This is a genomic window from Burkholderia sp. IDO3 (genome assembly GCF_003366075.1).
GTDB lineage: Bacteria > Pseudomonadota > Gammaproteobacteria > Burkholderiales > Burkholderiaceae > Burkholderia > Burkholderia anthina.
Genome location: NZ_CP028963.1, coordinates 1,566,294 through 1,590,755, shown reverse-complemented (window position 1 = coordinate 1,590,755; position 24,462 = coordinate 1,566,294). Strand labels below are relative to the sequence as shown.

The window sequence follows — 24,462 nt, the reverse complement described above, 5'->3', positions numbered from 1 at the left end:
GCCCGGCCCTGTCAGGCGGACGGCTCGTCGATCGCGGGCAGCGACACCGTCACCGCGGTGCCCACCCCCACTTCGCTGTCGACCGTCACGCTGCCGCCGTGGCGCGTCACGACCGTCTTCACGAACGCCATGCCGAGCCCGGAACCCGAAATCTCGGGCCGCTCGCCGGCATGGAACCGCTTGAAACGCTCGAACAGATGCCGCTGATCTTCCGGCGCAATGCCGTACCCCTGATCGCGAATCGTACAGAACATCCGCTTCGATGCGTGCTCAACCGTCAGCGTACACGTGATCACCGTGTCGGACGGACTGTATTTGACCGCATTGTTCAACACGTTGACGAACGCGCGCGTGATCAGCGAGCGGTCCGCGCGCATCCAGCACATGTCGGTGCCGACGTCGGTATCGATGCGGATGCGCTTGGCCTGCGCCTGCGGCCAGACCTCGTCGCTCGCGTCGATCAGCACGTCCACGAGGCTCGTCGCTTCGAGCTGGTACACCTGCGACTCCGCGCGCGCCAGCTGCACGAACTCGTCGGCAAGCGACAGCGCGCGATGCGCATAGCGCTCGATCCGCGCGAGCAGCTCGCGCATCGTGTCCGATTCGACGCGGTCGCGCTCGATCTCGACCAGCGCGAGGATCGACGACTGCGGCGAGCGCATGTCGTGCGACAGCAGATGCAGCGCCTCCTCGCGCTGACGCTCGGCCGCGTGCAGTTCCGTCACGTCGACGAGGCCGGCGATCCAGCCCGTCACGCGGCCCTGCGCGTTCGTACACGCGGCGTAGCGTAACAGATGGTCGAGTCCGTCGCGATCGCGCACCTCGATGCCGCGCGCCATCGCGTCGTGTTCGGCCTCGAGCGTCGGGTCGAGCGCCGCCGGCCAGTGCTCGCGGATCGCGACATCGTGCTCGGGGTTGCCGTCGACGGTCTTCATGAAGATCAGCTCGCCGAGCGCCGCGCGCAGCGGCCGCCCTTCCGGCAACGGCAGCGAGAGCCGCGACCCGTAGCGCTTCGCCGCGTGGTTCGCGATCAGCACGGTACCGGCCAGATCGGTGACGAAGATCGGCTCGGGCATGCTGTCGAGGCTGTCCCACACGAAGCGCTTCATGTCCTGCACGCGCTGCGCGGCCTGCGCCATCAGCGCCATCTGGCGTTCGAGCACGTCGCCGCCGACGCTGCGCGTGCGCGGCGCCTCGGGCAGCAGGTGCGGCTCGTCGGCGAGCCGCTGCAGTTCGCGGCGCAGGTACGACATCGTCATTTCGAGGCGCCGCCAGTTCCAGATCGGGTACACGGCGATCAGCCCGAAGATCGCGGGCGCGGGCGACAGCCACACGCGCGCCTCGAACAGCAACGCCATGCTCGCGACCACGGCCAGCACGGCCAGGCTGAGCGTCAGCAGCAGCGCGCGCCAGGGCGACAGCATCAGGAAACCGCCCAGCAGCACGGCGAGCGGCAACAGCGACGCGGCAAAGATCCCCGCGCGCGACGCGGGCGAGATCGCGCTGCCGGTCGTCAGCATGTCGAGCACGTTGGCATGGATGTACACGCCGGCGAGCGGGCCGAAATCGCCGGACACCGGCGTCGCGAAGCGGTCGTAGAGCCCGGACGCCGTCACGCCGACGACGACGATCTTGCCGCGCAGCGCGTCGGGTTTCACGCGCCCTTCGAGCACGTCGTCGAACGACAGCGTCGGATACGCCGGCGTATTGCGGCTGAACGGGATCAGGTAACGGCCTTCGCCCGCCGCATCGCGCGACAGGTCGTGCGCGCTCGGGCCCGGCGCGCCGCCAGCCGGATGCAGCCGGCCGGCCTGGATCGCGCGGTACACGGGCACCATCAGTTGCGGCCAGCGCGCGCGGCCGTCGCTTTCGAACAGCGCGACGCTGCGCACGATGCCGTCGGGATCGACTTCGAGATTGATGTGGCCGAGCCCCATCGCACGCGCCGCGAGCTCCGCCACCGGCGGATCGACCGTGCGCGTGCCGTCGGCCTGCTCGGGGCTCAGCAGCACGGGCAGGAAGGTCGGCACGCGGGACATCGCGTCCGCGAACGTGCGGTCTTCGGCCGACGGCTCGGTAAACAGCACGTCGTAGACGACGGCCGCGGGCTGCGCGCGCGCCAGCGTATCGAGCAGCCGCGCATGAATGCTGCGCGGCCACGGCCAGCGGCCGAGCGCCGACACGCTCTGGTTGTCGATATCGACCACGACGACGTCGGGCGACAGCGGCAGGCTGCGCAGCATCAGCAGCCGGTCGTAGATCAGCCCGTCGACGCTCGACGACATCCGGTCGAGCGCGCACCCGAGAATCACCGCGACGCCGAGGCAGCCGATCGCGATCCACTCGATCAGAAAGCGGCGGCCGAGGCGCCGCCGCGGAGAAACGGAGTCGGGTTTCATGCGTCGCGGATCAGCGCGACAACGTGAACGCGCCGACCGGACTCGTCTTCTGATAGAACTTGCCGCCCTCGAACTCCTCGACCGTCACCGCCCAGTAGTAGTCGCCGGGCGGCAGGTGCGCGATCGTGATCGTGCGTGCCTGCAAGCCGACCTGGTCGACGACCGGCGCGCTCAGGTCCTTCGCGCGCGACAGCACGAACCGGTAGCGCGCATCCTTGCCCGAACCGTTCGGCGACCAGCGGAATTCGTAGCCGGCGGCGCCGGGCGACGCGCTCGCGTCGAGCCCCATCTGGCGCCGTTCGAACGCGTAGGTGCGCGGCACGCCTTCGAGGCCGTTGGCGTCGATCGCGGCGACCCGCACGAAATACGTGCCGTTCGGCACGTCGCGGAACACCGCGCGCGGCGAATCGGTGCGCGTTTCGCGGAACAAGTCGAGCATCCCCGCGTCGTGCGCGAGCTGCAGCCGATACGCGTGCGCATCGGCCTGCGGCTCGATCTCGAACGATACGTCGGGCTCGTCCTGCACCTTGTCGGGATGCGCGAGCGCCGGCGCCGGCAGCAGCTGGACCGGCGCGCCGACCGCACCGGACGCCGTCGCGACGCTGCCGAAGTTCGCATGCACGAGCGTCGGGTCCGGCTGCCGCTTGCCCGCGACGCCGACGGTGCCGTCGAGCACTTCGACGCGCGTCGACTCGTTGCCGGACGCGTCGTAGTTCACGCGGAACCGCGTGCCGCGCACGCCGGCCACGACCGACGGCGACCGGATCTGGAAGCGGTCGTCGCGTTTTTTCAAATGCGTGACTTCGCTGTCGACCGAGCCGCGCGTGAGCTCGAACTCGCGGTCGAGCGTGCCGGTCAGCACGGTGCGGCGCAGCGTCTTCAGGTCGAGCTGGCTGTCGGGCGGCAGGCTCATGTGGGTGCCGTCGGCCAGTTCGAGCGTCAGAAACCCGTTCGGGCCCGTGCGCACGCGGTCGCCTTCGGCGAGCGTTGCATCGTCGGCGAGCGGCGCGTAGGTGTCGCCGGACGCGCGTTCGGCCGTGCCCTGCACCGCGACGACACGCGCGGTCAGCTTTTCCTTGCGCAGCCGGGCCGCGGGCAGCTTCAGCGCGACGCCGGGCTGCAGGTGCTTCGGCGCGGGCACGCCGTTGATCCGCTGCAGCAGTTGCCAGTCGTCCGGACCCTGCAGGTAGCGCGCGGCGACGTCGTACAGCGTGTCGCCGGCATGCGTGCGGTAGACGACCATCTTGCCCGCGGCAGCCGGCGGCTGCGCGCCGGCGTGCTGTGCCGCGAACACAAACGCGACCGCGCAAGCCGCGCGCAGCGCCGCCGTGCGCACGGTGGCCGTGCGCTGCGTGATTCGCGTGGTCACTCCGGTTCCCCCTGGCCGACCCGTTCGAGCCGGTAGCCGTAGCCGTAGATCGGCGCGAGGCGATAGCCGTTCTCCGGGCGCAGGCCGAGCTTCGTGCGCAGCATCGAGATGTGCGTATCCATCGTGCGCGACGGGATGTCGGTCGCCTGCTTCCAGACGAGGTCGAGGATGTGCGCGCGCGACAGCGGCCGGTCGAGGTGCTGGAACAGCAGCAGCGCGAGCTCGAATTCCTTCTGCGTCAGGCTCACGGCCTTGTCGCCGACGTAGGCCTGCTTCAGGTTCACGTCGAAGCGGAACTGGTCGAATTCGCGCACCGTCGCCTCGGCGTTGACCGGATACGCACGGCGCAGCAACGAGCCGATGCGCGCGCGCAGGATCGGGCCCGACACGGGCTTGACCACGTAATCGTCGGCGCCGGCGTTCAGGATCTGCGTGATCCCCGCCTCGTCGTCACGGCTCGTCATGAAGATGATCGGCAGGCTGTGCTCGGTCTGGTTGGCACGCACCCACTTGAGCACTTCCTCGCCGGACATGTCCGGCACGTTCCAGTCGAGCACCAGCAGATCGAACGTCTCGCGCTGCAGACGCTTCTTCAGGGCCTTGCCTTCCTTGAACGCATAGCACGTATGGCCGACGGCCGTCAGCGTTTGACTGACGAAATCCGTCTGGGCCGGATCGTCATCCAGTACAGCAATTCTCATAGCACCCCGCAAATCGAAATCGATTCGTCCTGTAACAGCCCCGTGCACTCCACTCGCCGCGCGGCACGCGCGCGGCCTCCGACATCGGCCGGGAGCCGTCGTTTGCCGCCGCGCAACGGGCGCGATACGGCACCCCCGGCAAAATATCTCAAAAACGGGGCATGGACGAACCGGCGATTTCATCATAGTAGTATGAAATCCGCCAAGAAATTGCGCGCACTACGGCACTTCCTTCGAATAATCCTTCCGTTGCGCGGTCGCTCGCCTAGTCCGCACCGGCCATGCCGGCCACCGGCTCGGCCAGATCGCCGGCCGCCGCGCGCCGCCGCAACGCCGGCTGGCGCGGTGCCGGCTGCGTCAGCATGCGCGCCAACTGGGTACGCACGCGCTCCCACGCCGTCGCCGCATAGTCGGGCTGGCTGGCCGCCCATGCCTGCGCGAGATCGAACACCCGCTCGACCGTCGCATTGCAATACGTGAAGCCCGAGCCGTCATGCTGCGCGGCGTCGCGCAACCGCTCGTCGAGCGATTCGGCCAGCCACGGCATCTCGGCTGCCGCCGAATCGGCATACGCCTCCAGCGCGGCACGCGCGTGGCGATCCCGTTGCGGGTCGAGCTCGATCCGGCTCAACCCCGCCGCGCGTGCGGGCGCAATGCATTCCGCCGCGGACGGACTTCGAATGGTCCCTGGTCTGAAGGACATGTCCTCTCCCCGTTTGTACGACGGCAGCGTCAGGCATGGCCCCCGAGCCCGCCCCGTATGACGTACCGTGGCCGGCGCATCCGTCGAGTGCGGACGACCGGCCGGGTCAGTATACGCAGCAGGTTGCGCAACGAGGTTTAAGAATTGTCAGAGGCGGCCGGGGCTTCCGGGGTACGGCCGGGCATCGCGGCCGGCCGGGTGCCGCACGGGGCGCGTGATGCGAGCCGTCAGCGGCGGCGCATCAGGAATACGAAGGTCTTGTCCTGGGTCGTCACTTCGACGATCTCGTTGCCCGTCTGCTTCGCGAACGCGGCGAAATCGCGCTGCGAGCCGGGATCGGTCGCGAGCACCTTGAGGATCTGCCCGCTCTCCATATCGGCGAGCGCTTTCTTGGCGCGCAGGATCGGCAACGGGCAATTGAGCCCGCGCGCGTCCACTTCCTTGTGAATCTGCATCGGCTGTCGACCTTCGAATGACGCGCCACACGAGGCGCGGGAGGAAGCGGCGATTTTACCGCAGCGCGGGCACGCCTGCCCGCGCGGGCGGAAGGCAAACGAAAGACCGGCGTCAGCCGGTCTTCGTGCCGTGCGCGCCGTCGGCCGTCGGCAGGTACGACAGCTCGAGCCGGTACGCGAGCGCGACGAACAGGCTCTGCGCGAGGCCCATCGTCGCGGTCAGCGCACGGAATCCGAACGTCGCGCTCTCCTGCACCATCAGCGTCACCTCGGCCTCGCGCGCGAGCGGGCTCATCCGGCTGTCCGTGATCGCGATCAGGCGCGCGCCGCGCTGCACGGCCTGCTGCGCGACCTGCACGGTCTCTTCCGCATACGGCATGAACGAGATCACGATCATCACGTCGCCCTCGCGCACCGAGCGGATCTGCCCGAGATGCATGCTGCCGAGCGCGCTGAACAGCCCGATGCGCTTGTCGGTGTGCTGCAGCGCGTAGTCGAGATAGACGGCGATCGGAAAGGCGCGGCGCGAGCCTGCGATCCAGATCGCCTGCGTGTCGGCGAGCAGGTCGACGGCCTGCGCGAGCGCCTGCGGGTCGAGCGTCTGCCGCAACTGCTGCATCCCGGCAATGCTGCCCTTGATGAATTCGTCGGCGATCTGCTCGGGCTGCAGGCTCGACGAGCCCGATTCGATCACGTCGCGCAGCCGCAGGTTGTACGCGCGGCCCGGTGCGATCTGCTGCGCGAGCCCTTCGCGGAACAGCCGCTGCATTTCGGAGAAGCCGGAGAAGCCGAAATGCTTCGCAAACCGCACGACGGCCGACGGCTGGACGCCGCACGCCTCCGCGAGCGACTGGATGCCTTCCAGCCCCAGCTGGTCCCGATGCGTTTCCACGTGACGCGCAATCACCTTCAGGCGATTGCTGAGACCGTCGTACTCCTGCGTCAGATGCTGCAGGAATTGCTCGACGGTGGCGGGAGGTTTCTCGGATGAACTCATCGGATAGCGCGAAGTTGACGGCCCCGGTGCGCGCGCGATACTGACCGACGCGGCCCGGGACTCACCTGGAAACATGCATGAAGGGCGAATTTAATCACGTTTACGGCACGGCCCGTGCCGCACGCTCGCTCCCACGCGCTCGATCATCACCTGCCGACGCTCCACTGCAATGCCGGAAACAATTTTCCAACGGCCTTGCAACGCCGTAAAGATTAGGGCGTGTACCGAGGCCGGCGCCCGACGCGCTGCGACGCGCCGGCCTGCGGTGCTCAACGATAGTCGACCCACACGCCGCCCGCGTCGGCCGAGCGCACGCAGTGCTCGACCCAGCGCACGCCCTCGACGCCCGCATGGACGTCCGGATAGCGGATGTGCTTCAGCGCATCGGCGTCGCCGCGATCGGCCGCATCCATCGCGAGCGCGAAGCGTGCATAGAGGTTCGACCACGCTTCGAACAGCCCTTCCGGATGCCCGGCGCCGATGCGATCCTCGCGCAACGCATCCGGATGCAGATACCCCATCCCGCGATCGAGCACCTGCGCGGGCTGCCCCTGGATCTCGTAGCGCAACTGGTTCGGATGCTCGTCCCACCATTCGACGCTCGCCTTCGAGCCGATCACGCGCACCTTCTGCCCGTGCATCGAGCCCGCGTTCACCGCGCTCGACCAGACGTAGCCGATCGCGCCGGTGTCGTATTCCATGATCGTGAACGCGTTGTCCTCGAGCGGCGCGCGGCTTTTCACGAAGCTCTGCCGCGAACACATCAGCCGGCGGATCTTCAGCGCCGGCACCATCACTTCCGAGATGTACAGCGGATGCGTGCCGATGTCGCCGAGCACATAGCTCGGCCCCGCGAATTTCGGATCGACGCGCCAGCGCGCGGCCGCGCTCGCGGCCTCGACGCCTTCGCTGTGAAAGCCGTGCGCGAACTGCATCTGCACGATGCGGATCTCGCCGAGATCGCCGCGCGCGATCATCTCGCGCGCCTGCTCGATCATCTGGTGGCCGGAATAGCCGTACGCGACGCCGACGATCCGGTTCTTCTCGACCGACAGACGCTGCAGCGTTTCGGCCTCCTCGGTCGTGAAGCACAGCGGCTTCTCGCAGACCACGTGCAGCCCGGCGTTCAGCGCGGCGCGGCAGATCTCGAAGTGCGTGTTGTTCGGCGTCGCGATCGATACCGCGCGGATGCCGTCCGCGCGGCTCGCCTCGGCCTCGAACATCGTCCGGTAGTCGGCATAGCAGCGCGCGGCGTCGACGCCGAGCTTCACGCCGAACTGGCGGCCGCGTTCGGCATCGATGTCGAACGCGCCGGCGACCAGCCGGAAGCTGCCGTCGCGCAGCGCGGCCGACCGGTGGCTGTAGCCGATCTGGCTGCCGAGGCCACCGCCGACCATGCCCCAGGGAATCGAATGTCCCAGCAGAATCTGTCCGTCGATCATGATTGTTCGTGTTCCCGGTTCGTCTTCATGTGTTCAGGTATCCGTACTGTCCGTCGCTCGGGAAAAGCCGGCCGACGCGAGAAACGCGCGGCTCGCCGCCACGTCGCGCAGGCTCGTGCCGGCGTTGCGCGGATCGCGCGCCTGTTCGATCGTGATGTAGCCGGCATAGCCGATATCGTCGCGCGCGCGGCGGATCGACGGGTAGTCGAGCGCGCCGGTGCCGATCGGGCACATCACGCCGCGCGCGAGCGGGATATAGCCGTACGACCCGAGCTCGATGCCCGAGTAGCCGGCCTGCGCGGCTTCGGCGAGCACGTGCCGCCACGGCGGCAGGTGCGGGTTGTTCACGTCGTCGACGCCCCAGCAGCAGGGCGTGCAGCCAATCTTCATCGTCATGTCGGTCAGTCCGGCGGGAAGGTGGCACGCGGCCGCGGGCATGGCGACGCGGCCACGATTCAGCCGCGATAGAACGCGGGACGTTCGGCCATCGCGACCGGCTCGACCGCCCCGCTCTGCTGGGCGCGCACGCAGGCGTCGGCCGCGACCGCCGCCGCGTAGCCGTCCCACGCGGACGGACCGGTGAGCGCGCCCTGCCGCACGCCGTCGATGAACGCCTGCAGCTCGATGTCGTACGATGCGATGAAGCGCTCCTTCCAGTCGGTCATGATCTCGACCGATCGCCGCGCCGCATGCTTGAGGCCGACGGCCGGTGGATCGGGCAGCTTGGCGATGCCGTTCTCGCCGACCACCTCGCACTGGATGTCGTAGCCGTACTGGCAGTTGACGAAGATCTCCACGTCGATGCGCACGCCGCTCGCGGTTTCGAGCAGCACGATCTGCGGATCGGCGAGATGCGCGCTCGCGTGGCGCGTCTTCTTCGGGTAGACGACCTGCGCGCTCGCATAGTCCTCGCCGAGCAGCCAGCGCAGCACGTCGAGTTCGTGGATCAGCGTATCAGTGATCGCCATGTCGGTGGTGTAGCGCTCGCCGACCGACTGGTTGCGGTGCGCGCAATGCAGCATCAGCGGCGCGCCGATCTCGCCGCTGTCGATCACGCGCTTGAGCGCGCGATAGCCTTCGTCGTACGGACGCATGAAGCCGACCTGCACCAGCCGCTTGCCGTGCGCGCGCTCGGCCTCGACGATCCGCATGCAGCCGTCGGCCGTCACCGCGAGCGGTTTCTCGCAGAACACCGGCTTGCCGTGCGCGATCGCATCGAGCACGAACGCTTCGTGGGTCGGCCCCCACGACGTGACGAGCACGGCCTGCACGCCGGCCGCCGCGACCACTTCATGGCCGTCGCCATGGATTTCCGCGTCGAGCCCGTATTTCGTCACCGCATCGCGCGCCTGCTGTGCGTCGATGTCGGTGACGGCCACCACGCGCGCGCCGGACAGCGTGCGCGTCAGCCTGCGAATATGGTCCTGGCCGATCGCGCCGCAGCCGATCACGCCGATTTGCAAGGTCATCCGGATATCTCCAGTCTTTCGTTCATCAGCGGCGCGGCCCGTGCCGCGCTCGTCAGTCATGCGTCCGTGCACCGCCGCCGATCGCGAAACCGGCAGCCGGCGCTCAGCGACGCGTCTTCTTGTTGCGGTACTGGTCGGCGATCACGGCCGCGACGATGATCGCGCCCTTGACCATCTCCTGGTAGTACGCGTCGATCCGGATGAAGGTGAAGCCCGACGTCATCACGCCGAGGATCAGCACGCCGATCACGGTGCCCGTCACGCGCCCGAGGCCGCCCGACAGCGACGTGCCGCCGATCACGACCGCCGCGATCGCATCGAGCTCGTACATCACGCCCATGCCCGACTGGCCGGAGATCGCGCGCGCGGCCGTCACGGTGCCCGCGATCCCGCTCAGGAGGCCGGCGATCGCGTAGACGAACACCAGATGACGCGTGACGTTGATGCCCGACACGACGGCCGCATGGCGGTTCGCGCCGATCGCATACGTGTACTTGCCGAAGCGCGTGTAGCGCAGCACGACGTGGAAGATCGCCGCCACCACCAGGAAGATGATCACCGGGTTCGCGCCCGCGCCGATCGCCGCGAACTGGTCGGTCAGCATCGACACCGGCATCCCGTTGGTGAACCACTTCGCGAAGCCGCGCGCGGCGACCATCGTGCCGAGCGTCGCGATGAACGGCGGGATGCCAGTCAGCGCGATCAGCGACCCGTTCAGCAGGCCCACCAGCAGCCCGACGCACACGCCGGCCAGCACCGGCCAGATGATCGGCAGGTCGGTCAGGTGCGGAAACACCGCGCGCGGAAAATCAGACACCTGCGCGAGGCTGGCCGACACGACGGCGGCGGCCGCGACGACCGACCCCGACGACAGGTCGATCCCGCTCGTGATGATCACGAGGTTCACGCCGACCGCGATGATGCCGATCACGGCCATCTGCAGCACGATGATTTCGAGCCGCTCCGCGTTGAACAGGAAGCTCTGGCCGACCACGACCCAGCCGATCACCTCGAAGAACAGGCTGATGCCCACCAGCACGAGAAAGATGCTCAGTTCGGGCGGCCATTTGGCGTGCCGCGTCTTGATCGTCATGGACTGCGCGTCCGCGACCGGATTCAGATTGCCCATTTCAGTTGTCTCCATGCTTGTTTCGGCTCAACGCGACGCGAGATCCATGATGCGGACCTGGTCGGCGTCCTTGCGCTCGACGATCCCGGTCATGCGGCCTTCGTGCATCACCATCACGCGGTCGCTCATGCCGAGCACCTCCGGCATCTCCGACGAGATCATCAGGACTGCGACACCCTTGCCGGCGAGCGCGCTGACGAGCCGGTGAATCTCGGCTTTCGCGCCGACGTCGATGCCGCGCGTCGGTTCGTCGAGGATCAGGATGCGCGGCTGCGTCAACAGCCAGCGGCCGATCAGCACCTTCTGCTGGTTGCCGCCCGACAGGTTCTGGATTTCCTCGTGCAGCCCCGGCGTCTTCACGCGCAGCATCCGGCTCATTGCCTCGCAGTCGCGCCTGAGCTGCGCCTGCTGCACGAAGTTGAACTTCACGTAGCGGTTGCTGAGCACCGCCGCTTCCATGTTCGCGAGCAGGTCGAGATTCAGGAAGCAGCCGGTGTCCTTGCGGTCTTCGGTCAGGAACGCCATCCCGTGCTTCATCGCCTGCGCGGGCGTGGCGATCCGCACCGGCTTGCCGTCGATCAGGATCTCGCCGGACGTGGCCGGCACGACACCGAACAGCGCCTCGGCGACGTTCGAGCGCCCCGAGCCGACGAGGCCCGCGACGCCGAGGATCTCGCCCGCGCGCAGCTCGAAGCTCACGTCGCGGAACACGCCGTCGACGCCGAGGCTCTTCACCGCCAGCACGACCTCGCCGATCGGCACCGCCTCCTTCGGGAACATCTGCGTGATCTCGCGGCCGACCATCATCCGGATGATGTCGTCGCGCGTGACGTCGGTCGATGCGTGCGTGCCGATGTACTTGCCGTCGCGGAACACCGAGAACTCGTCGGCGATCTCGAACAGCTCGTTCATCTTGTGCGTGATGTAGACGATGCCCTTGCCCTGCTCGCGCAGCTGGCGAATGATCCGGAACAGGTGCGTGACCTCCTTGTCGGTCAGCGCGGAAGTCGGCTCGTCCATGATCAGCACGTCCGAGTCGAACGACACGGCCTTCGCGATCTCGACCATCTGGCGGCTCGCGACCGTCAGCGTGCGCACGTCGGCTTCCGGGTCGATGTCGATCGACAGCCGCTCGAACAGCGCGGCGGTGCGGCGGCGCAGTTCGGCGTGATCGATCAGGCCGAAACGGTTCTTCGGCTCGCGGCGGATCCAGATGTTCTCCGCGACCGTCATGTACGGCATCAGGTTGAGTTCCTGGTGGATCATCGCGATGCCGCGATCGAGCGCGTCGAGCGGCCCGTTCAGCGTGACGGGCGCGCCCTTGATCAGGATCTCGCCCTTGTCGGGCGTATAGACGCCCGCGATGATCTTCATCAGCGTCGACTTGCCCGCGCCGTTCTCGCCCATCAGCGCGTGAACGGTGCCGCGGCGCACACGGAACTGCACGCCGTCGAGCGCGACGACGCCGGGAAACGACTTGCCGACGCCGCGCACCTCGAGCAGGCAATCGGAAACGGACGCACCGGGCGCGGCGAACGACGCGGCCGGCGCGTCATCGCTGGCCATCGAGCGCGCCATCCTGGCTGTAAACATGGACGTTCCTCGAAAGTCACACGCGAACCCGGACGCGCCGGGCCGCGCAGTTCAGCGGAAAAGCCGGTCAGTGCTTGGCGTACTGGTTCATGTTCTCGGGCGTGACGAGCTCGAACGGCACGTTCACGTAACGGTCGACGGGCTGCTTCTTCGCGAGCTTGAGCGCGGCCGCGACGGCCTGCTCACCCTGCCCGGCCGCGTTCTGGTACACGGACACCTTCAGGTCGCCGCTCTTCATCGACGCGAGCCCGTCCGGCGTCGCGTCGATGCCGGCAACGACCGTCTTCGGCGTCCACTTGCGCGCCGCCTTCAACGCGTTGATCGCGCCGATCGCCATCTCGTCGTTGTTCGACACGATCGCGTCGAACTTCATCCCGGAGCTCAGCCAGTTCATCGTGATGTCCTGGCCCTGCGTGCGGCTCCACTTGCCTTCGCGCTTGTCGACGATCGTCATGCCGGAGCAGTCCTTCGTCGCGATCACGTCCTCGATGTCCTTGGTGCGCGCACGCGCCGACTCGTTGGACAGCTCGCCCATCAGCACGAGGATGCCGCCCTTGCCGCCGAGCAGCTTGCACACCTGGCGCGCCTGCAGCGTGCCCGACTGCTTTTCGTCGGACGCGACCACCGCGACGCCGGCCGGCAGCTTGTCGAAATCGACCGGCTTGCGGTTCACGTAGACGAGCGGAATCTTCGCCGCGGTCACCATCTTCGTGATCTTCGGCGTCGCGTCGGTGTCGACCGCGTTCACGATGATCGCGTCGACCTTCTGCGCGATCATGTTCTGGACCTGGCTCAACTGCTTGCCGACGTCGTTGCCGCCGTCCTCGATCTGCACGGTCGCGCCGTCCTTCTTCGCGGCATCGCTGATGCTGTTGCGCAGGATCGTCAGGAACGTGTCGTCGAACGATGCCATCGTCACGCCGATCTTCTCGGCATGCGCGAGCGGCATCGCCAGGATCGTGGCGGCCGCGGCGGCCATCAGCTTGGTCTTCATGATCACTCTGTCTCCTCATCTCCGGGGGGCGGAAAGCGGCGCGTTGCGCGCCGCCGGGCCGAGTCCGATACGGACTGAAGCATCCGGATGAAACTGTAGATCACTTCCTCGAGAATTTGGAAATTTATTTCTACGTGATTTCACCTAGGGAACTGGATTTCCAAAAAGTCTAGACTCCGTTCCGTAGCCCGACTCCTTGCGGCAGGCGATCCCGCGTCGCGCCGCACAGGTGACGCAGCACCGTCACTGGATCGGTCCCCTAATCTGCCGGCAGGGTCGACGTGCCGGCCGCGAGCGTGATACGTGATATGAGCCCGTTGAACTTTCCGCCTGACCGCCCCATCGATCTCGCCTGCCTCGGCCGCGTCGCCGTGGATCTTTACGCGCAGCAGTACGGCAGCCGCCTGGAGGACGCGCGCAGCTTCCAGATGTATCTCGGCGGCTCGTCGGGCAACGTCGCGTTCGGCGTCGCCCGGCTCGGGTTGAAGACCGCGATGATTTCGCGCGTCGGCGACGAGCAGATGGGCCGCTTCGTGCGCGAGACGCTCGAGCGCGAAGGCTGCGACACGAGCCAGTTGCAGACCGATCCGGAACGCCTCACCGCGCTGGTGCTGCTCGGGCTGAAGGATCGCGACACGTTCCCGCTGCTGTTCGTGCGCGAGAACTGCGCGGACATGGCCGTGCGCGCCGACGAGATCCGCGAGGACTTCATCGCCGGCTGCCGCGCGCTCGCGATCACCGGCACCCATCTGTCGACGCCGGCCACGCGCGAGGCGTCGCTGACGGCATTGGCGTATGCGCGCCGCCACGGCGTCGTGCGGATCCTCGACATCGACTACCGGCCCGTGCTGTGGGGGCTGACCGCGCGCGGCGCCGGCGAGAACCGCTATGTGCCGGATGCGCAGGTCACGCGGCAATTGCAGCAGGTGCTCGGCGAATTCGACCTGCTGGTCGGCACCGAAGAGGAGTTCCTGATCGCGGGCGGCGTGCCGCACGATCTGATCGCATCGCTGCAGGCGGTGCGCCGCGCGAGCAGCGCGGTGCTGGTGGTCAAGCGCGGCGCGCTCGGCTGCTGCGTGATCGAGGGCGACATCCCGGCGCGCATCGACGACGCGCCGACCTTCCACGGCGAACGCGTCGACGTGCTGAACGTGCTCGGCGCGGGCGATGCGTTCCTGTCGGGCCTGTTGTCCGGGCTGCTGCGCGGGCGCGACTGGGCCGAATCGACACGCATCGCGAATGCATGCGGCGCGATCGTCGTGTCGCGTCACGCATGCTCGGCCGCGATGCCGACGCCGGACGAGCTCGCCCACTGGTTCGGCGGCAGCCGCAATCCGCAGGTGGACGCCGATCGCACGCTCGCGCACCTGCATCGCGTGACGGTGCCGCGCCGCGAATGGGACGACCTGTGCGTGATGGCGTTCGACCATCGCAGCCAGTTCTACGCGCTCGCGGTGCAGGCCGGCGCGGACGAAGCGCGGATCAAGACGCTCAAGCGCCTGCTCGTGCGCGCGGCCGAACAGGTCGAACGCGATCGTCATATCGAAGGCCACGTCGGCGTGCTGATCGACGGCGGCGCCTACGGCAGCGACGCGCTCGCGTCGGCGACCGGGCGCGGCTGGTGGGTCGGCCGCCCGGTCGAGCTGCCCGGCTCGCGGCCGCTGTGTTTCGACGATACGCGCTCGGTCGGCTCGGCGCTCACGCACTGGCCGACCGAGCAGGTCGTGAAGTGCCTCGTCCACTACCACCCCGACGACGACGTCGACCTGCGCGTCGCGCAGGAGCAGCGTGTGATGGAGCTGTGGGAAGCGACGCGCGCGAGCGGCAACGAGTTGCTGCTGGAAATCATTCCGCCGCGCGCGGTCACGCCGGCCGGCACCGAGGACGACGCGGTGCTGCGCACGGTCGCGCGCTTCTACAACCTCGGCGTAAAGCCCGAATGGTGGAAGCTCGCGCCGATGAGCGCCGACGGCTGGGCGCGGCTCGCCGCGCTGGTGGCCGAGCGCGACCCGCACTGCCGCGGCGCGGTGATCCTCGGGCTGAACCAGCCGCTGCAGTATCTCGTCGACAGCTTCCGTTCGGCGACCGACCCGATCGTCAAGGGCTTCATGGTCGGGCGCACGCTGTGGGCCGACGCGTCGCTCCAATGGCTCGCCGGCCAGATCGACGACCAGGCGCTGATCGACGAAGTCGCCGGCAATTTCGCGCAGCTTGTCGATGCGTGGCTCGGCCGCCGCGCCGCCGCGCGCGCGGCCGCAGCAGCCTGATGCCCGCGCCCGTGATGACCCACCGACTCTTCCTGATCGACAGACGATGACCACCACCGTAAGACTGACCGTCAGCCAGGCCCTCGTGCGCTACCTGGCCGCCCTGCGCGCCGAAGTCGTCCAGCCCGACGGCCGCACCGAGATCCTGCCGTACTGCGGCGGCGTGTTCGCGATCTTCGGCCACGGCAACGTGGCCGGGCTCGGCGAAGCGCTGCAGGCCGAACAGGACCGGCTGCCGACGTTCCGCGCGCACAACGAGCAAGGGATGGCGAACGCGGCCGTCGCGTTCGCGAAGGCCAACTTCCGCCAGCGGATGATGGCCGCGACGTCGAGCATCGGCCCCGGCGCGACCAACATGCTGACTTCCGCCGCGCTCGCGCACGTCGGCCGGCTGCCGCTGTTGCTGCTGCCCGGCGACGTGTTCGTGTCGCGGCTGCCCGACCCGGTGCTGCAGCAGGTCGAGGATTTCGAACAGGGCGACGTCAGCGCGAACGACTGCTTCCGGCCCGTCACGCGCTACTTCGACCGGATCACGTCGCCCGAGCAGTTGCTCGTCGCGCTGCCGCGCGCGATCCAGGTGATGACCGATCCCGCGCAGTGCGGCCCGGTGTGTCTCGCGCTGCCGCAGGACGTGCAGACCTTCGCCTACGACTGGCCCGAGGACTTCTTCGCGCCGCCGGTGATCCGGATGCGCCGGCCGCCGGCCGACGCGCTCGAACTCGCCGCTGCCGTCGACGTGCTGAAGACCGCGAAGCAGCCGCTGATCGTCGCCGGCGGCGGCGTGCTGTACAGCCACGCGTGGGACGCGCTGCGCGCGTTCGCCGACACGCACGGCGTGCCGGTCGCCGAATCGCAGGCCGGCAAGGGCAGCCTCGCGTGGGATCACCCGCTGAACCTCGGGTCGATCGGCGTGACGGGCTCGCCCGCCGCGAACCGCGCGGCCGCGCAGGCCGACGTGGTGTTCGCGGTCGGCACGCGCCTGCAGGACTTCACGACCGGCTCGCACGCGCTGTTCGGCCGCGCGACGCTGCTGAGCCTGAACGTGCAGCCGTTCGATGCGGGCAAGAAGCGCGGCCGGCAATTGATCGCCGATGCGCGCACGGGCCTTGGCCAGCTGTCGGCCGCCCTCGCCGGCTGGCAGGCGGAACCGGCGTGGACGGCCGCGAACCGCGACCAGGCCGCCGCGTGGAACGCGCGCGTGACCGACCTGACGACACGCATCCCGACGGACACGCTGCCGTACGACGCGGAAGTGATCGGCGCGGTGCGCGACTCGGCTGCCGACGCAGGACGCGACAGCGCGCACGACGATCTCGTCGTGTGCGCGGCCGGCACGCTGCCGGCCGAACTGCACAAGCTGTGGCGCAGCGGCGTGCCGGGCAACTATCACATGGACTACGCGTATTCGTGCATGGGCTACGAAGTCGCGGGCGGCCTCGGCGCAAAACTCGCGCGGCCCGAGCGCGAGGTGATCGTGATCGTCGGCGACGGCTCGTACATGATGCTCAACGCCGAACTTGCGACCTCCGTGATGCTCGGCCGCAAGATCATCGTCGTGATCCTCGACAACCGCGGCTACGGCTGCATCGAGCGGCTGCAGCTGAATTGCGGCGGCGCGAGCTTCAACAACATGCTCGACGACTGCGTGCCGGAAGGCGGCGAACGTTCGACGATCGACTTCGCGATGCACGCGCGCGCGATGGGCGCCGAAGCCGTGCACGTGCGCGACGTCGCCGAACTGCGCAGCGAGATGAAGCGCGCACGCGCGGCGAAGACGAGCCAGGTACTCGTGATCGACACGACGCACGCGCGCACGACCGAAGACGGCGGCGCGTGGTGGGAAGTCGCGGTGCCGCAGGTGTCCGCGCGCGCCGGCGTCGAACGCGCGCACCGGACGTATCTCGACGAAAAGACCCGGCAGCGGCGCTGACCCGTATCGCGCCGCCCTGCCCGCCTCGCCACCACACCATTCGACCCAAGGAAGCGCGTCATGAGCTGGAACGTTCGCATCGGTATCAATCCCCTGTCGTGGATGAACGACGACCTGCCGTCGCTCGGCGGCGAGACGCCGCTCGAGACGGCGCTGAAGGAAGGCGCCGAAATCGGCTATGCGGGCTTCGAGCTCGGCAACAAGTTTCCGAAGACGGGCCCCGAGCTGAAGGCGAAGCTCGCGGAATTCGGGCTCGTATGCGTGTCGGGCTGGTATTCCGGATTCCTGGCGGAAGTCGGGCCGGGGATGAGCGACGACGATGCGCTCGCCGCCGAGATCGAACGCTGCCGCGCGCACATGACGAAGCTGCAGTACAACGACGTGAAGGTGGTCGTGTACGGCGAATGCGCGGGCACGATCCAGGGCAGCATCGATACGCCGGTCGCGAAGCGGCCGCGCTTCGTCGACGACGACACGTGGCGGCGCTACGCGGCACGCCTGAACGCGTTCGGCGCGCATCTGCTCGATACGTACGGCATCAAGCTCGCCTACCATCATCACATGGGCGCGTATGTCGAATCGCCTGACGACGTCGACCGGCTGATGGCGCTGACCGACCCCGCGAAGGTGTTCCTGCTGTTCGACACGGGCCACGCGTATTTCGGCGGCGCGGCCGATCCGGTCGCGCTGCTGAAGAAGCACGTGTCGCGCGTCGTGCACGTGCACTGCAAGGACGTGCGTCCGCAGGTCGTCACGCAGGCGCGCAACGGCGGCTGGAGCTTCCTGAACGGCGTGATCAACGGCACCTTCACGGTGCCGGGCGACGGCGCGCTCGACTACGAAGCGACGCTGCGCACGCTGAAGGACGCCGGCTACGAAGGCTGGCTCGTCGTCGAGGCCGAGCAGGACCCGGCCGTCGCGCCGAGCTATCAATATGCGAAGAAGGGTTACGAGTCGCTGCGCACGATCGTCGACCGGTTGAGCGCGTGAGCCCCGTCCCCCCCGCTGTCACCCCATTGCGGAGCCCCACTCCATGACGATTTCTCCCCTGCTGGTCAAAGCGTCGCCTGAGCGCGAAATCTGCAACGTCACGCCGGAATCGGCCGGCTGGAAGCATGTCGGCTTTCGCGCGCTGCGCCTCGCGGCCGGCGACACCGAAACGGTCGATACCGGCACGCGCGAGCTGTGCGTCGTCGTGCTCACCGGCACGGTGCGCGCCGAGGTCGACGGCGAGACCCACGATGCGCTCGGCAAGCGCGACAGCGTATTCGAAGAGGTGTCGCCCGACGCGCTGTACGTGCCGGGCGGCAAGACCGTCACGCTGATTGCGACGCGCGATGCGGAAGTCGCGCTGTGCACCGCGCCTTACGTGAGCGGCGACAAGCGCGTGCAACGCCTCGACGGCGAGCGGATGCGCCGCGCGGTGCGCGGGCAAGGCACCAACACGCGCTACGTATGCGACATCCTGATGGGCGACAACCCGGCGGCCGACCGGCTGCTCGTCGTCGAAGTGGTGACGCCCGCGAGCCATTCGAGCAGCTATCCGCCGCACAAGCACGATCGCGACGCGGCGCCCGACGAAACGTCGCTCGAGGAAACCTATTACCACCGGATCGATCCGCCGCAGGGCTTCGCGTTCCAGCGCGTGTACACGGACGATCGCAGCCTCGACGAAGCGTGCGCGGTCGAGAACCGCGACGTCGTGATGGTGCCGCGCGGCTATCACCCGGTGGTCGCGCCGCACGGCTACAACCTGTACTACCTGAACGTGATGGCCGGGCCGAGCCGCGCATGGGCGTTCAGGAACGATCCCGCGCATGAATGGATGCTCGATGCGGCACCCGGGCGCTGAAGCATCGGCATGCCGAGTTGTGCTGAAACGCTGAACGATCGACGGCCGGCGCGCGACGCAGCACACGCGCGCAAGCCGCTGTTGCGACGACCCGGAGCTGACATGGCAACGCCCTTCCCGCACATCCCGCCCCGGACTTCCGGCGACGGTCCGTCGGCCCCGAAGCTGCCGCGCTTCGATGCCGACGTCGCGCGCCGGCTCGGCGACATCGCGATCAACCTGGCGTCGCGACGCGGGCTGCCGATCGCGGTCGGCATCGTCGGCGAAGCATTACCGCTCTTCTACTGCGCGCTCGACGGCAGCCGCGCAGGCGACAGCGACGCGATCCGCCGCCGGCAGAACACGGTGTTCCGTTTCGGTCTCAGTTCGCTCGAAGTCGGCGTGCGGTTTCACCGCGCCGGCTGGTCGCTGCAGTCGCAGGGATTGTCGGACGACGACTATGCGCTCGACGGCGGCGGCGTGCCGCTGCGGATTACCGGAGGCGGAATCGTCGGCGCGATGACGCTCGCGGGGCTCGACGACGCACGCGATCATGCGCTCGTCGTCGAAAGCCTGCGATGGCACGTCGGCGCGAACGCGCTCGCGATGATCGCGTAGGCGCACACGCCGGCTCGCCGGATCAGCGCAGCCCGCCGCTCGCGACGATGCGCTCGCCGGTCAGCCAGCGCGCATCGTCCGAGGCGAGGAACACGGCGATCGACGCGATGTCGTCCGGTTCACCGAGGCGGCCGAGCGGCGTCTCGCTGCGCACCTGCTTGTCGAGATCCGAACCGATGATGCCCGCGCTGTGCGTACCTTCGGTCACGACCATGCCCGGGTTGATCGCGTTCACGCGAATCTTGCGCGGGCCGAGCTCGAGCGCGAGCACGCCGGTGATCGCATCGACGGCGCCCTTGGTGCCGCTGTACACGGCGCTCGCGGGCGGCGTGACGCTCGTCACCACCGAGCTGATGTTGATGATGCTCGCCCCTTCGCCGAGATGCTTGACGGCCGCCTGCGTCGTCAGCAGCACGCCGAACACGTTCGTGTCGAACTGCCGGCGATAGTGTTCTTCGGTGATCGCTTCGATCGGCGCGAATTCGTACACACCGGAATTGTTGACCAGCACGTCCAGACGGCCATAGGTGTCGATCGCGGTATCGACGATGCGCTGGGCGTCCGCCGCCTTCGACACGTCGCCGCCGACTGCGACCGCGCGGCCGCCCGCCTCGACGATCGCGCTCACGACCGCCTCCGCACCGGCCTTGCTGCTCGCGTAGTTGACGACGACCGACGCGCCTTCCGCGGCCAACGCCCTGGCGATCGCGGCGCCGATCCCCTTCGATGCGCCCGTGACGATCGCTACCTTGTTTGCCAACTTGCTCATGATTTCTTTCCTCAGTCGGAAGACCTTCGATGGATGGTCACCGGTTGCCGCCTTCGCGACGCACCGGCCATGCTGGCCATGTTGGCGATTCATGCCGCGGCGATAAAGCGGCTCGACACGAATTGACTGGCGGGATCTACCGAACAATCGGCGGGGCGGGCTCCGCCTGCGCTCAACCAGCGCTCAACCAGGCGCCGACGACATCGCTGCCAAGCCCGTCGAGCGCGCCGTCGTAGACGATCCGGCCGCGCCCCATCACGGCGACGCGCCGCGCAAGCCGCGGCGCAAGCTGCAACCGCTGCTCGATCAGCAGGATCGCGACACCGTCGGCCTGCAGCGCGGCGAGGCACGCGCCGACCTCGTCGACCGCGAGCGGTGCGAGCCCTTCGGCCGGCTCGTCGACGATCAGCACGCGCGGGCGGCCCGCGAGCGCGCGCACCAGCGCGAGCACCTGCTGTTCGCCGCCCGACAGGCGGCCGGCCTTCACGTCAGCACGCGCGGCCAGCAGCGGAAACCGCGCGAGCAGCCGTTCGAGCGCGTCACGCCCCGCCGCGCCGCTCGCGCCGCGCAAGCCGAGCCGCAGGTTGTCGCGCACGCTCAGCAGCGGAAAGACGTCGCGGCTTTCGGCCACATAAGCGACGCCGCGCCGCGCAATCTCGAAGGTGCGCGCGCCCGCGCATTCGACCCCGGCGATATGCACCGAGCCCGCCGTCCGCACGAGCCCCATCACGGCCTTCGCGAGCGTCGAGCGCCCGGAGCCGTTGCGGCCGAGCAGCGCGAGCGTTTCGCCGGGCGCGAGCGCGAGATCGACACCGTCGAGTACGGGTTGCATCCCGTACCACGCACGCAAGCCACGAATATCGAGCAGCGCGCTCATGCGTGCTCCCCGAGATACGCGCGACGCACGGCCGGATCGGCGCGGATCGCGTCGGGCGCGCCGGTCGCGACCACCGTGCCGCGCACGAGCACCGTGATGCGCTCGGCGAAGCCGAACACCGCGTCCATGTCGTGCTCGATCATCAGCACCGTGCGGCCCTGCGTCGTCGCGCGGATCAGCGCGATCATCCGCGCCGCCTGTTCGCGGTTCATGCCGGCCGTCGGTTCGTCGAGCAGCAGCGTGCGCGCGCCGCTCGCGAGCGCGATGCCGAGATCGAGCGCGCGTTGCTCCGCATAGCCGAGCTCGCCGGCGAGCGTGTCGCGCCGCGCATCGAGACCGATGTCGTGCAGCACGCGCGCGGCCGCGAGATCGACCGACGCCGATTCGCGCAGCCGGTTCCACCAGCGCCGCCGCTCGGCCGGCGCATGCAGCGCGGCGCAGCGCAGGTTGTCGAACACGCTCAGCCGCGCGAACGCGCTCGTCTGCTGGAAACTGCGGCCGATGCCGAGGCGGCTGGCCGTGACCGGCCCGCGTCCGCGCAGCTCGACGCCATGCAGCACGACGCGCCCGCGCGTCGGCCGCGTCGCGCCGGCGATCACGCCGAACAGCGTCGACTTGCCCGCGCCGTTCGGTCCGATCAGCGCATGACGCTCGCCGGCGGAGACGCTCAGTTCGACGCCGTCGAGCACCGTCTGCGCACCGAAGCGCTGCACGATGCCGTGGAGCGCGATCGCGTTGCCGTTCATCGCCGCTCCTCCCGCTGGCCGCCCCGCGCGCCGGCGCCGCCGTTCGCGAGCCGTGCGCGCCAGCCCCACAGCAGCATGCCGATGCCCGCCGCCGAGCACGCGACCGCCCAGCCGGCCGGCGCGTCGGCATCGATGCCCCACGCGCCGAACGCGATGCCGGCGGCGCCATCGTCCTGCGCGAAGCGCCACGCATAACCGAGCTCGGCCGCGCAAACGATCGCGACGCCCCAGAACACGCACGCGCCGACACCGCACAACATGCGCCAGCGCTCGACGGCCGGCGCGTCGCGGCGCAACGCGTGCGCGACATCCTGCGCGAGGCCCGCGATCCCGCGCGGCGCGGCGACGACGACCGCGACGAACAGCACGCCGAGATACAGCGCCCACGCACGCGATACGCCCGCGACGACGACGCTCAGCGCGGTCAGCACGGCCGCGCCGGCTGCCGGCCCGAAGAACGCGCCGGTGCCGCCGATCACCGCGGCGATCAGCACGGTCGCCGAACGCGCCATCGACACGCTGTCCTGCGTCGCGATTTCGACGTCGATCAGCGTCAGCGTGCCGGCGATGCCCGCGAAGAACGACGCGCAGGTGACCATCGCGAGCCGCACGCGGCGCGGCTCGGTGCCGAGCGCGGCGACGCGCGCGGGGTTGTCGCGCACCGCGTTCGCGAGCCGCGCGAGCGGCGTGCGCGTCAGCGCATGCATCGCGATTGCCGACGCGATGCACCACGCGCCGATCACCGTATACGCCTGCAGCGGCGCGCCGAAATTCCAGTTGCCCCACGGCGTGCCGCTCGCGCGGTCGATCGGCACGCCGCCGAGACCGCCGAACCACGCGGGCACGCTCCACGCGGCCGCCGCGACGCATTCGCCGAGGCCGAGCGTGATCATCGCGAACACGGTGCCCGCGCGGCGGGTCGCGAGCAGCCCCGCGACGAACCCGAAGCCCGCGCCGGCCACGCCGCCGACGAGCGGCAGCAGCGGCAACGGGCCGCCGAAACGATTGAACCAGTGCGCCGCCGCGAACGCGCCGAGGCCGGCGAACGCCGCATGGCCGAACGACAGCAGCCCGGTCGTGCCGAGCTGCAGGTTGTACGACAGCGCGAGCACGACGAGTGCGGCCGTCTGCGCGAGATAGCCGAGCAGCGCGCCATGCGGCCACAGCCACGCGGGCAGCATGACGCACGCGGCGAACGTCACCCAGCGCAGCGCGCCGGCAAGCGCGCGGCTATCCATCGACCCGCTCGCCGAACAATCCGCGCGGACGCGCGACCAGCACCGCGACGAGCAGCAGATACGGCACTAGCGGCGCGAGCTGTGCGATCGACACGGCGGCCACGCTGTCGGGCAGCGCGACGCCCGCCCATTGCGCGAGCGCGCGCAGCGACGTGTCGCTGGACGCCGCGAAGGTCTGCGCGAAACCGACCGCGAGCGATGCGACGAACGCGCCGCCGAGCGAACCGAGCCCGCCGATCACGACGACCGCGAACACCACCGATCCGACCGTCTCGGCCAGCGCCGGCTCGATCACCGCGAGCGGCGCGCCGATCACGCCGGCCAGCGCCGCGAGCGCGGTGCCGGCGCCGAACAGGCCCGTCATCACGCGCGGCACGTCGTAGCCGAGCGCTTCGACGGCGTCGCGATGCGTGAGCGCGGCGCGCACGACGAGCCCGATGCGCGACGCGCGCAGCAACGCGCCGAGCGCGATCAGCATCGCCGTGGACATGCCCATCATGAACAACCGGTAGCGCGGCAGCGCGAGACCGAGCACGGTCACGGGCGCGCCGTCGAAGAACGGCGGCACCGGCGCCGGCAGCGGCGCGAGGCCCCACAGCAGTTTCGCGCCTTCGCCGACCAGGTACGCGAGCCCGAAGGTCAGCAGCAACTCGCTCGTGTGCCCGCGCGCCTGGACACGGCGCAGCAGCGTGCGCTCGCAGCCGGCGCCCAGCAGCCCCACGGCGAGCGGCGCGAGCACGAGCGCCGGCCAGAAGCCCGCGCGCGCCGCGATGCTGTAGCCGACGTATGCGCCGAGCATGTAGAAGCTCGCATGCGCGAAGTTGAGCACGCCCTGCACGCTGAAGATCAGCGTGAGGCCGGCCGACAGCATGAACAGCAGCAACCCGTAACTGAGGCCGTTGAAGGCCTGGAGCGCGAACGCGTGCACCGCCGCG

22 protein-coding genes are annotated in these 24,462 nt (G+C 69.1%); 5 read left to right on the top strand and 17 right to left on the bottom strand.

Translation table 11 applies throughout. The annotated features are described in order from the left end of the window. Window positions 1-11: 11 nt before the first annotated feature. From DCN14_RS22010 to DCN14_RS21955, 12 genes are all read right to left on the bottom strand, one after another. Window positions 12-2,399, bottom strand: coding sequence for a CHASE2 domain-containing protein (locus DCN14_RS22010; RefSeq protein WP_096506874.1), 2,388 nt, complete (start codon window positions 2,397-2,399; stop codon window positions 12-14). 10 nt (window positions 2,400-2,409) lie between these two features. After that, complete coding sequence (locus DCN14_RS22005) at window positions 2,410-3,768, bottom strand: FecR domain-containing protein (RefSeq protein ID WP_096506875.1); 1,359 nt, start codon at window positions 3,766-3,768, stop codon at window positions 2,410-2,412. Beyond that, complete coding sequence (locus DCN14_RS22000; protein WP_006490421.1) at window positions 3,765-4,469, bottom strand: response regulator transcription factor; 705 nt, start codon at window positions 4,467-4,469, stop codon at window positions 3,765-3,767. Before DCN14_RS22000 ends, DCN14_RS22005 begins: the two co-directional genes overlap by 4 nt. Before the next feature lie 265 nt (window positions 4,470-4,734). After that, window positions 4,735-5,172 carry a peptidase gene (locus tag DCN14_RS21995; RefSeq protein WP_096506876.1) on the bottom strand — a complete coding sequence of 146 codons (438 nt, stop codon included), beginning with the start codon at window positions 5,170-5,172 and terminating at the stop codon, window positions 4,735-4,737. Between the two features lie 227 nt (window positions 5,173-5,399). Next, on the bottom strand, window positions 5,400-5,627 hold the full coding sequence (locus tag DCN14_RS21990; RefSeq protein ID WP_006753156.1) for a sulfurtransferase TusA family protein: 228 nt from the start codon (window positions 5,625-5,627) through the stop codon (window positions 5,400-5,402). A gap of 112 nt (window positions 5,628-5,739) precedes the next feature. Then, window positions 5,740-6,624, bottom strand: coding sequence for a MurR/RpiR family transcriptional regulator (locus DCN14_RS21985; RefSeq protein ID WP_096506877.1), 885 nt, complete (start codon window positions 6,622-6,624; stop codon window positions 5,740-5,742). A gap of 269 nt (window positions 6,625-6,893) precedes the next feature. Beyond that, window positions 6,894-8,066 (bottom strand): Gfo/Idh/MocA family oxidoreductase, encoded by a 1,173-nt coding sequence (locus tag DCN14_RS21980; protein ID WP_096506878.1) that lies wholly within the window; start codon window positions 8,064-8,066, stop codon window positions 6,894-6,896. Between the two features lie 33 nt (window positions 8,067-8,099). Continuing rightward, window positions 8,100-8,462 carry a hypothetical protein gene (locus tag DCN14_RS21975; RefSeq protein ID WP_096506926.1) on the bottom strand — a complete coding sequence of 121 codons (363 nt, stop codon included), beginning with the start codon at window positions 8,460-8,462 and terminating at the stop codon, window positions 8,100-8,102. Between the two features lie 59 nt (window positions 8,463-8,521). Next, a complete protein-coding gene (locus tag DCN14_RS21970) occupies window positions 8,522-9,535 on the bottom strand; it encodes a Gfo/Idh/MocA family oxidoreductase (RefSeq protein WP_096506879.1) in 1,014 nt (337 codons plus the stop codon). A 103-nt stretch (window positions 9,536-9,638) separates the two neighbouring features. After that, entirely contained in the window at window positions 9,639-10,664 is a 1,026-nt protein-coding gene (locus DCN14_RS21965; protein WP_096506880.1) for an ABC transporter permease, read from the bottom strand. Between the two features lie 27 nt (window positions 10,665-10,691). Beyond that, the gene (locus tag DCN14_RS21960; RefSeq protein WP_096506881.1) at window positions 10,692-12,257 is read right to left on the bottom strand and encodes a sugar ABC transporter ATP-binding protein; all 1,566 of its coding nucleotides are present in this window, start codon (window positions 12,255-12,257) and stop codon (window positions 10,692-10,694) included. Window positions 12,258-12,324: 67 nt separating this feature from the next. Continuing rightward, window positions 12,325-13,251: a sugar ABC transporter substrate-binding protein gene (locus tag DCN14_RS21955; protein ID WP_096506882.1), complete on the bottom strand. Its 927-nt coding sequence runs from the start codon at window positions 13,249-13,251 to the stop codon at window positions 12,325-12,327. 308 nt (window positions 13,252-13,559) lie between these two features. On the opposite strand from DCN14_RS21955, the gene iolC reads away from it, so the two are divergent. The 5 genes from iolC to DCN14_RS21930 all read left to right on the top strand — a co-directional run bounded on the left by iolC (window position 13,560) and on the right by DCN14_RS21930 (window position 19,897). After that, window positions 13,560-15,518: a 5-dehydro-2-deoxygluconokinase gene (gene iolC, locus DCN14_RS21950; protein WP_096506883.1), complete on the top strand. Its 1,959-nt coding sequence runs from the start codon at window positions 13,560-13,562 to the stop codon at window positions 15,516-15,518. Window positions 15,519-15,564: 46 nt separating this feature from the next. After that, a complete protein-coding gene (gene iolD, locus DCN14_RS21945) occupies window positions 15,565-17,448 on the top strand; it encodes a 3D-(3,5/4)-trihydroxycyclohexane-1,2-dione acylhydrolase (decyclizing) (RefSeq protein WP_096506884.1) in 1,884 nt (627 codons plus the stop codon). Between the two features lie 60 nt (window positions 17,449-17,508). Next, a complete protein-coding gene (gene iolE, locus DCN14_RS21940; protein WP_096506885.1) occupies window positions 17,509-18,438 on the top strand; it encodes a myo-inosose-2 dehydratase in 930 nt (309 codons plus the stop codon). Between the two features lie 43 nt (window positions 18,439-18,481). Next, window positions 18,482-19,300, top strand: coding sequence for a 5-deoxy-glucuronate isomerase (gene iolB, locus DCN14_RS21935; protein WP_096506886.1), 819 nt, complete (start codon window positions 18,482-18,484; stop codon window positions 19,298-19,300). Between the two features lie 102 nt (window positions 19,301-19,402). After that, entirely contained in the window at window positions 19,403-19,897 is a 495-nt protein-coding gene (locus tag DCN14_RS21930; RefSeq protein WP_096506887.1) for a heme-degrading domain-containing protein, read from the top strand. Between the two features lie 22 nt (window positions 19,898-19,919). On the opposite strand, the gene DCN14_RS21925 is transcribed toward DCN14_RS21930, so the two are convergent. The 5 genes from DCN14_RS21925 to DCN14_RS21905 form a co-directional block, all read right to left on the bottom strand. Next, window positions 19,920-20,666, bottom strand: coding sequence for a glucose 1-dehydrogenase (locus tag DCN14_RS21925; protein ID WP_096506888.1), 747 nt, complete (start codon window positions 20,664-20,666; stop codon window positions 19,920-19,922). 172 nt (window positions 20,667-20,838) lie between these two features. Next, window positions 20,839-21,543 (bottom strand): ABC transporter ATP-binding protein, encoded by a 705-nt coding sequence (locus tag DCN14_RS21920; protein WP_096506889.1) that lies wholly within the window; start codon window positions 21,541-21,543, stop codon window positions 20,839-20,841. Then, window positions 21,540-22,289, bottom strand: coding sequence for an ABC transporter ATP-binding protein (locus DCN14_RS21915; protein WP_096506890.1), 750 nt, complete (start codon window positions 22,287-22,289; stop codon window positions 21,540-21,542). The genes DCN14_RS21920 and DCN14_RS21915 overlap by 4 nt, the downstream gene beginning before the upstream one ends. Beyond that, window positions 22,286-23,527: a branched-chain amino acid ABC transporter permease gene (locus DCN14_RS21910; protein ID WP_096506891.1), complete on the bottom strand. Its 1,242-nt coding sequence runs from the start codon at window positions 23,525-23,527 to the stop codon at window positions 22,286-22,288. The genes DCN14_RS21915 and DCN14_RS21910 overlap by 4 nt, the downstream gene beginning before the upstream one ends. After that, entirely contained in the window at window positions 23,520-24,455 is a 936-nt protein-coding gene (locus DCN14_RS21905; RefSeq protein WP_096506892.1) for a branched-chain amino acid ABC transporter permease, read from the bottom strand. The genes DCN14_RS21910 and DCN14_RS21905 overlap by 8 nt, the downstream gene beginning before the upstream one ends. Window positions 24,456-24,462: the final 7 nt, after the last annotated feature.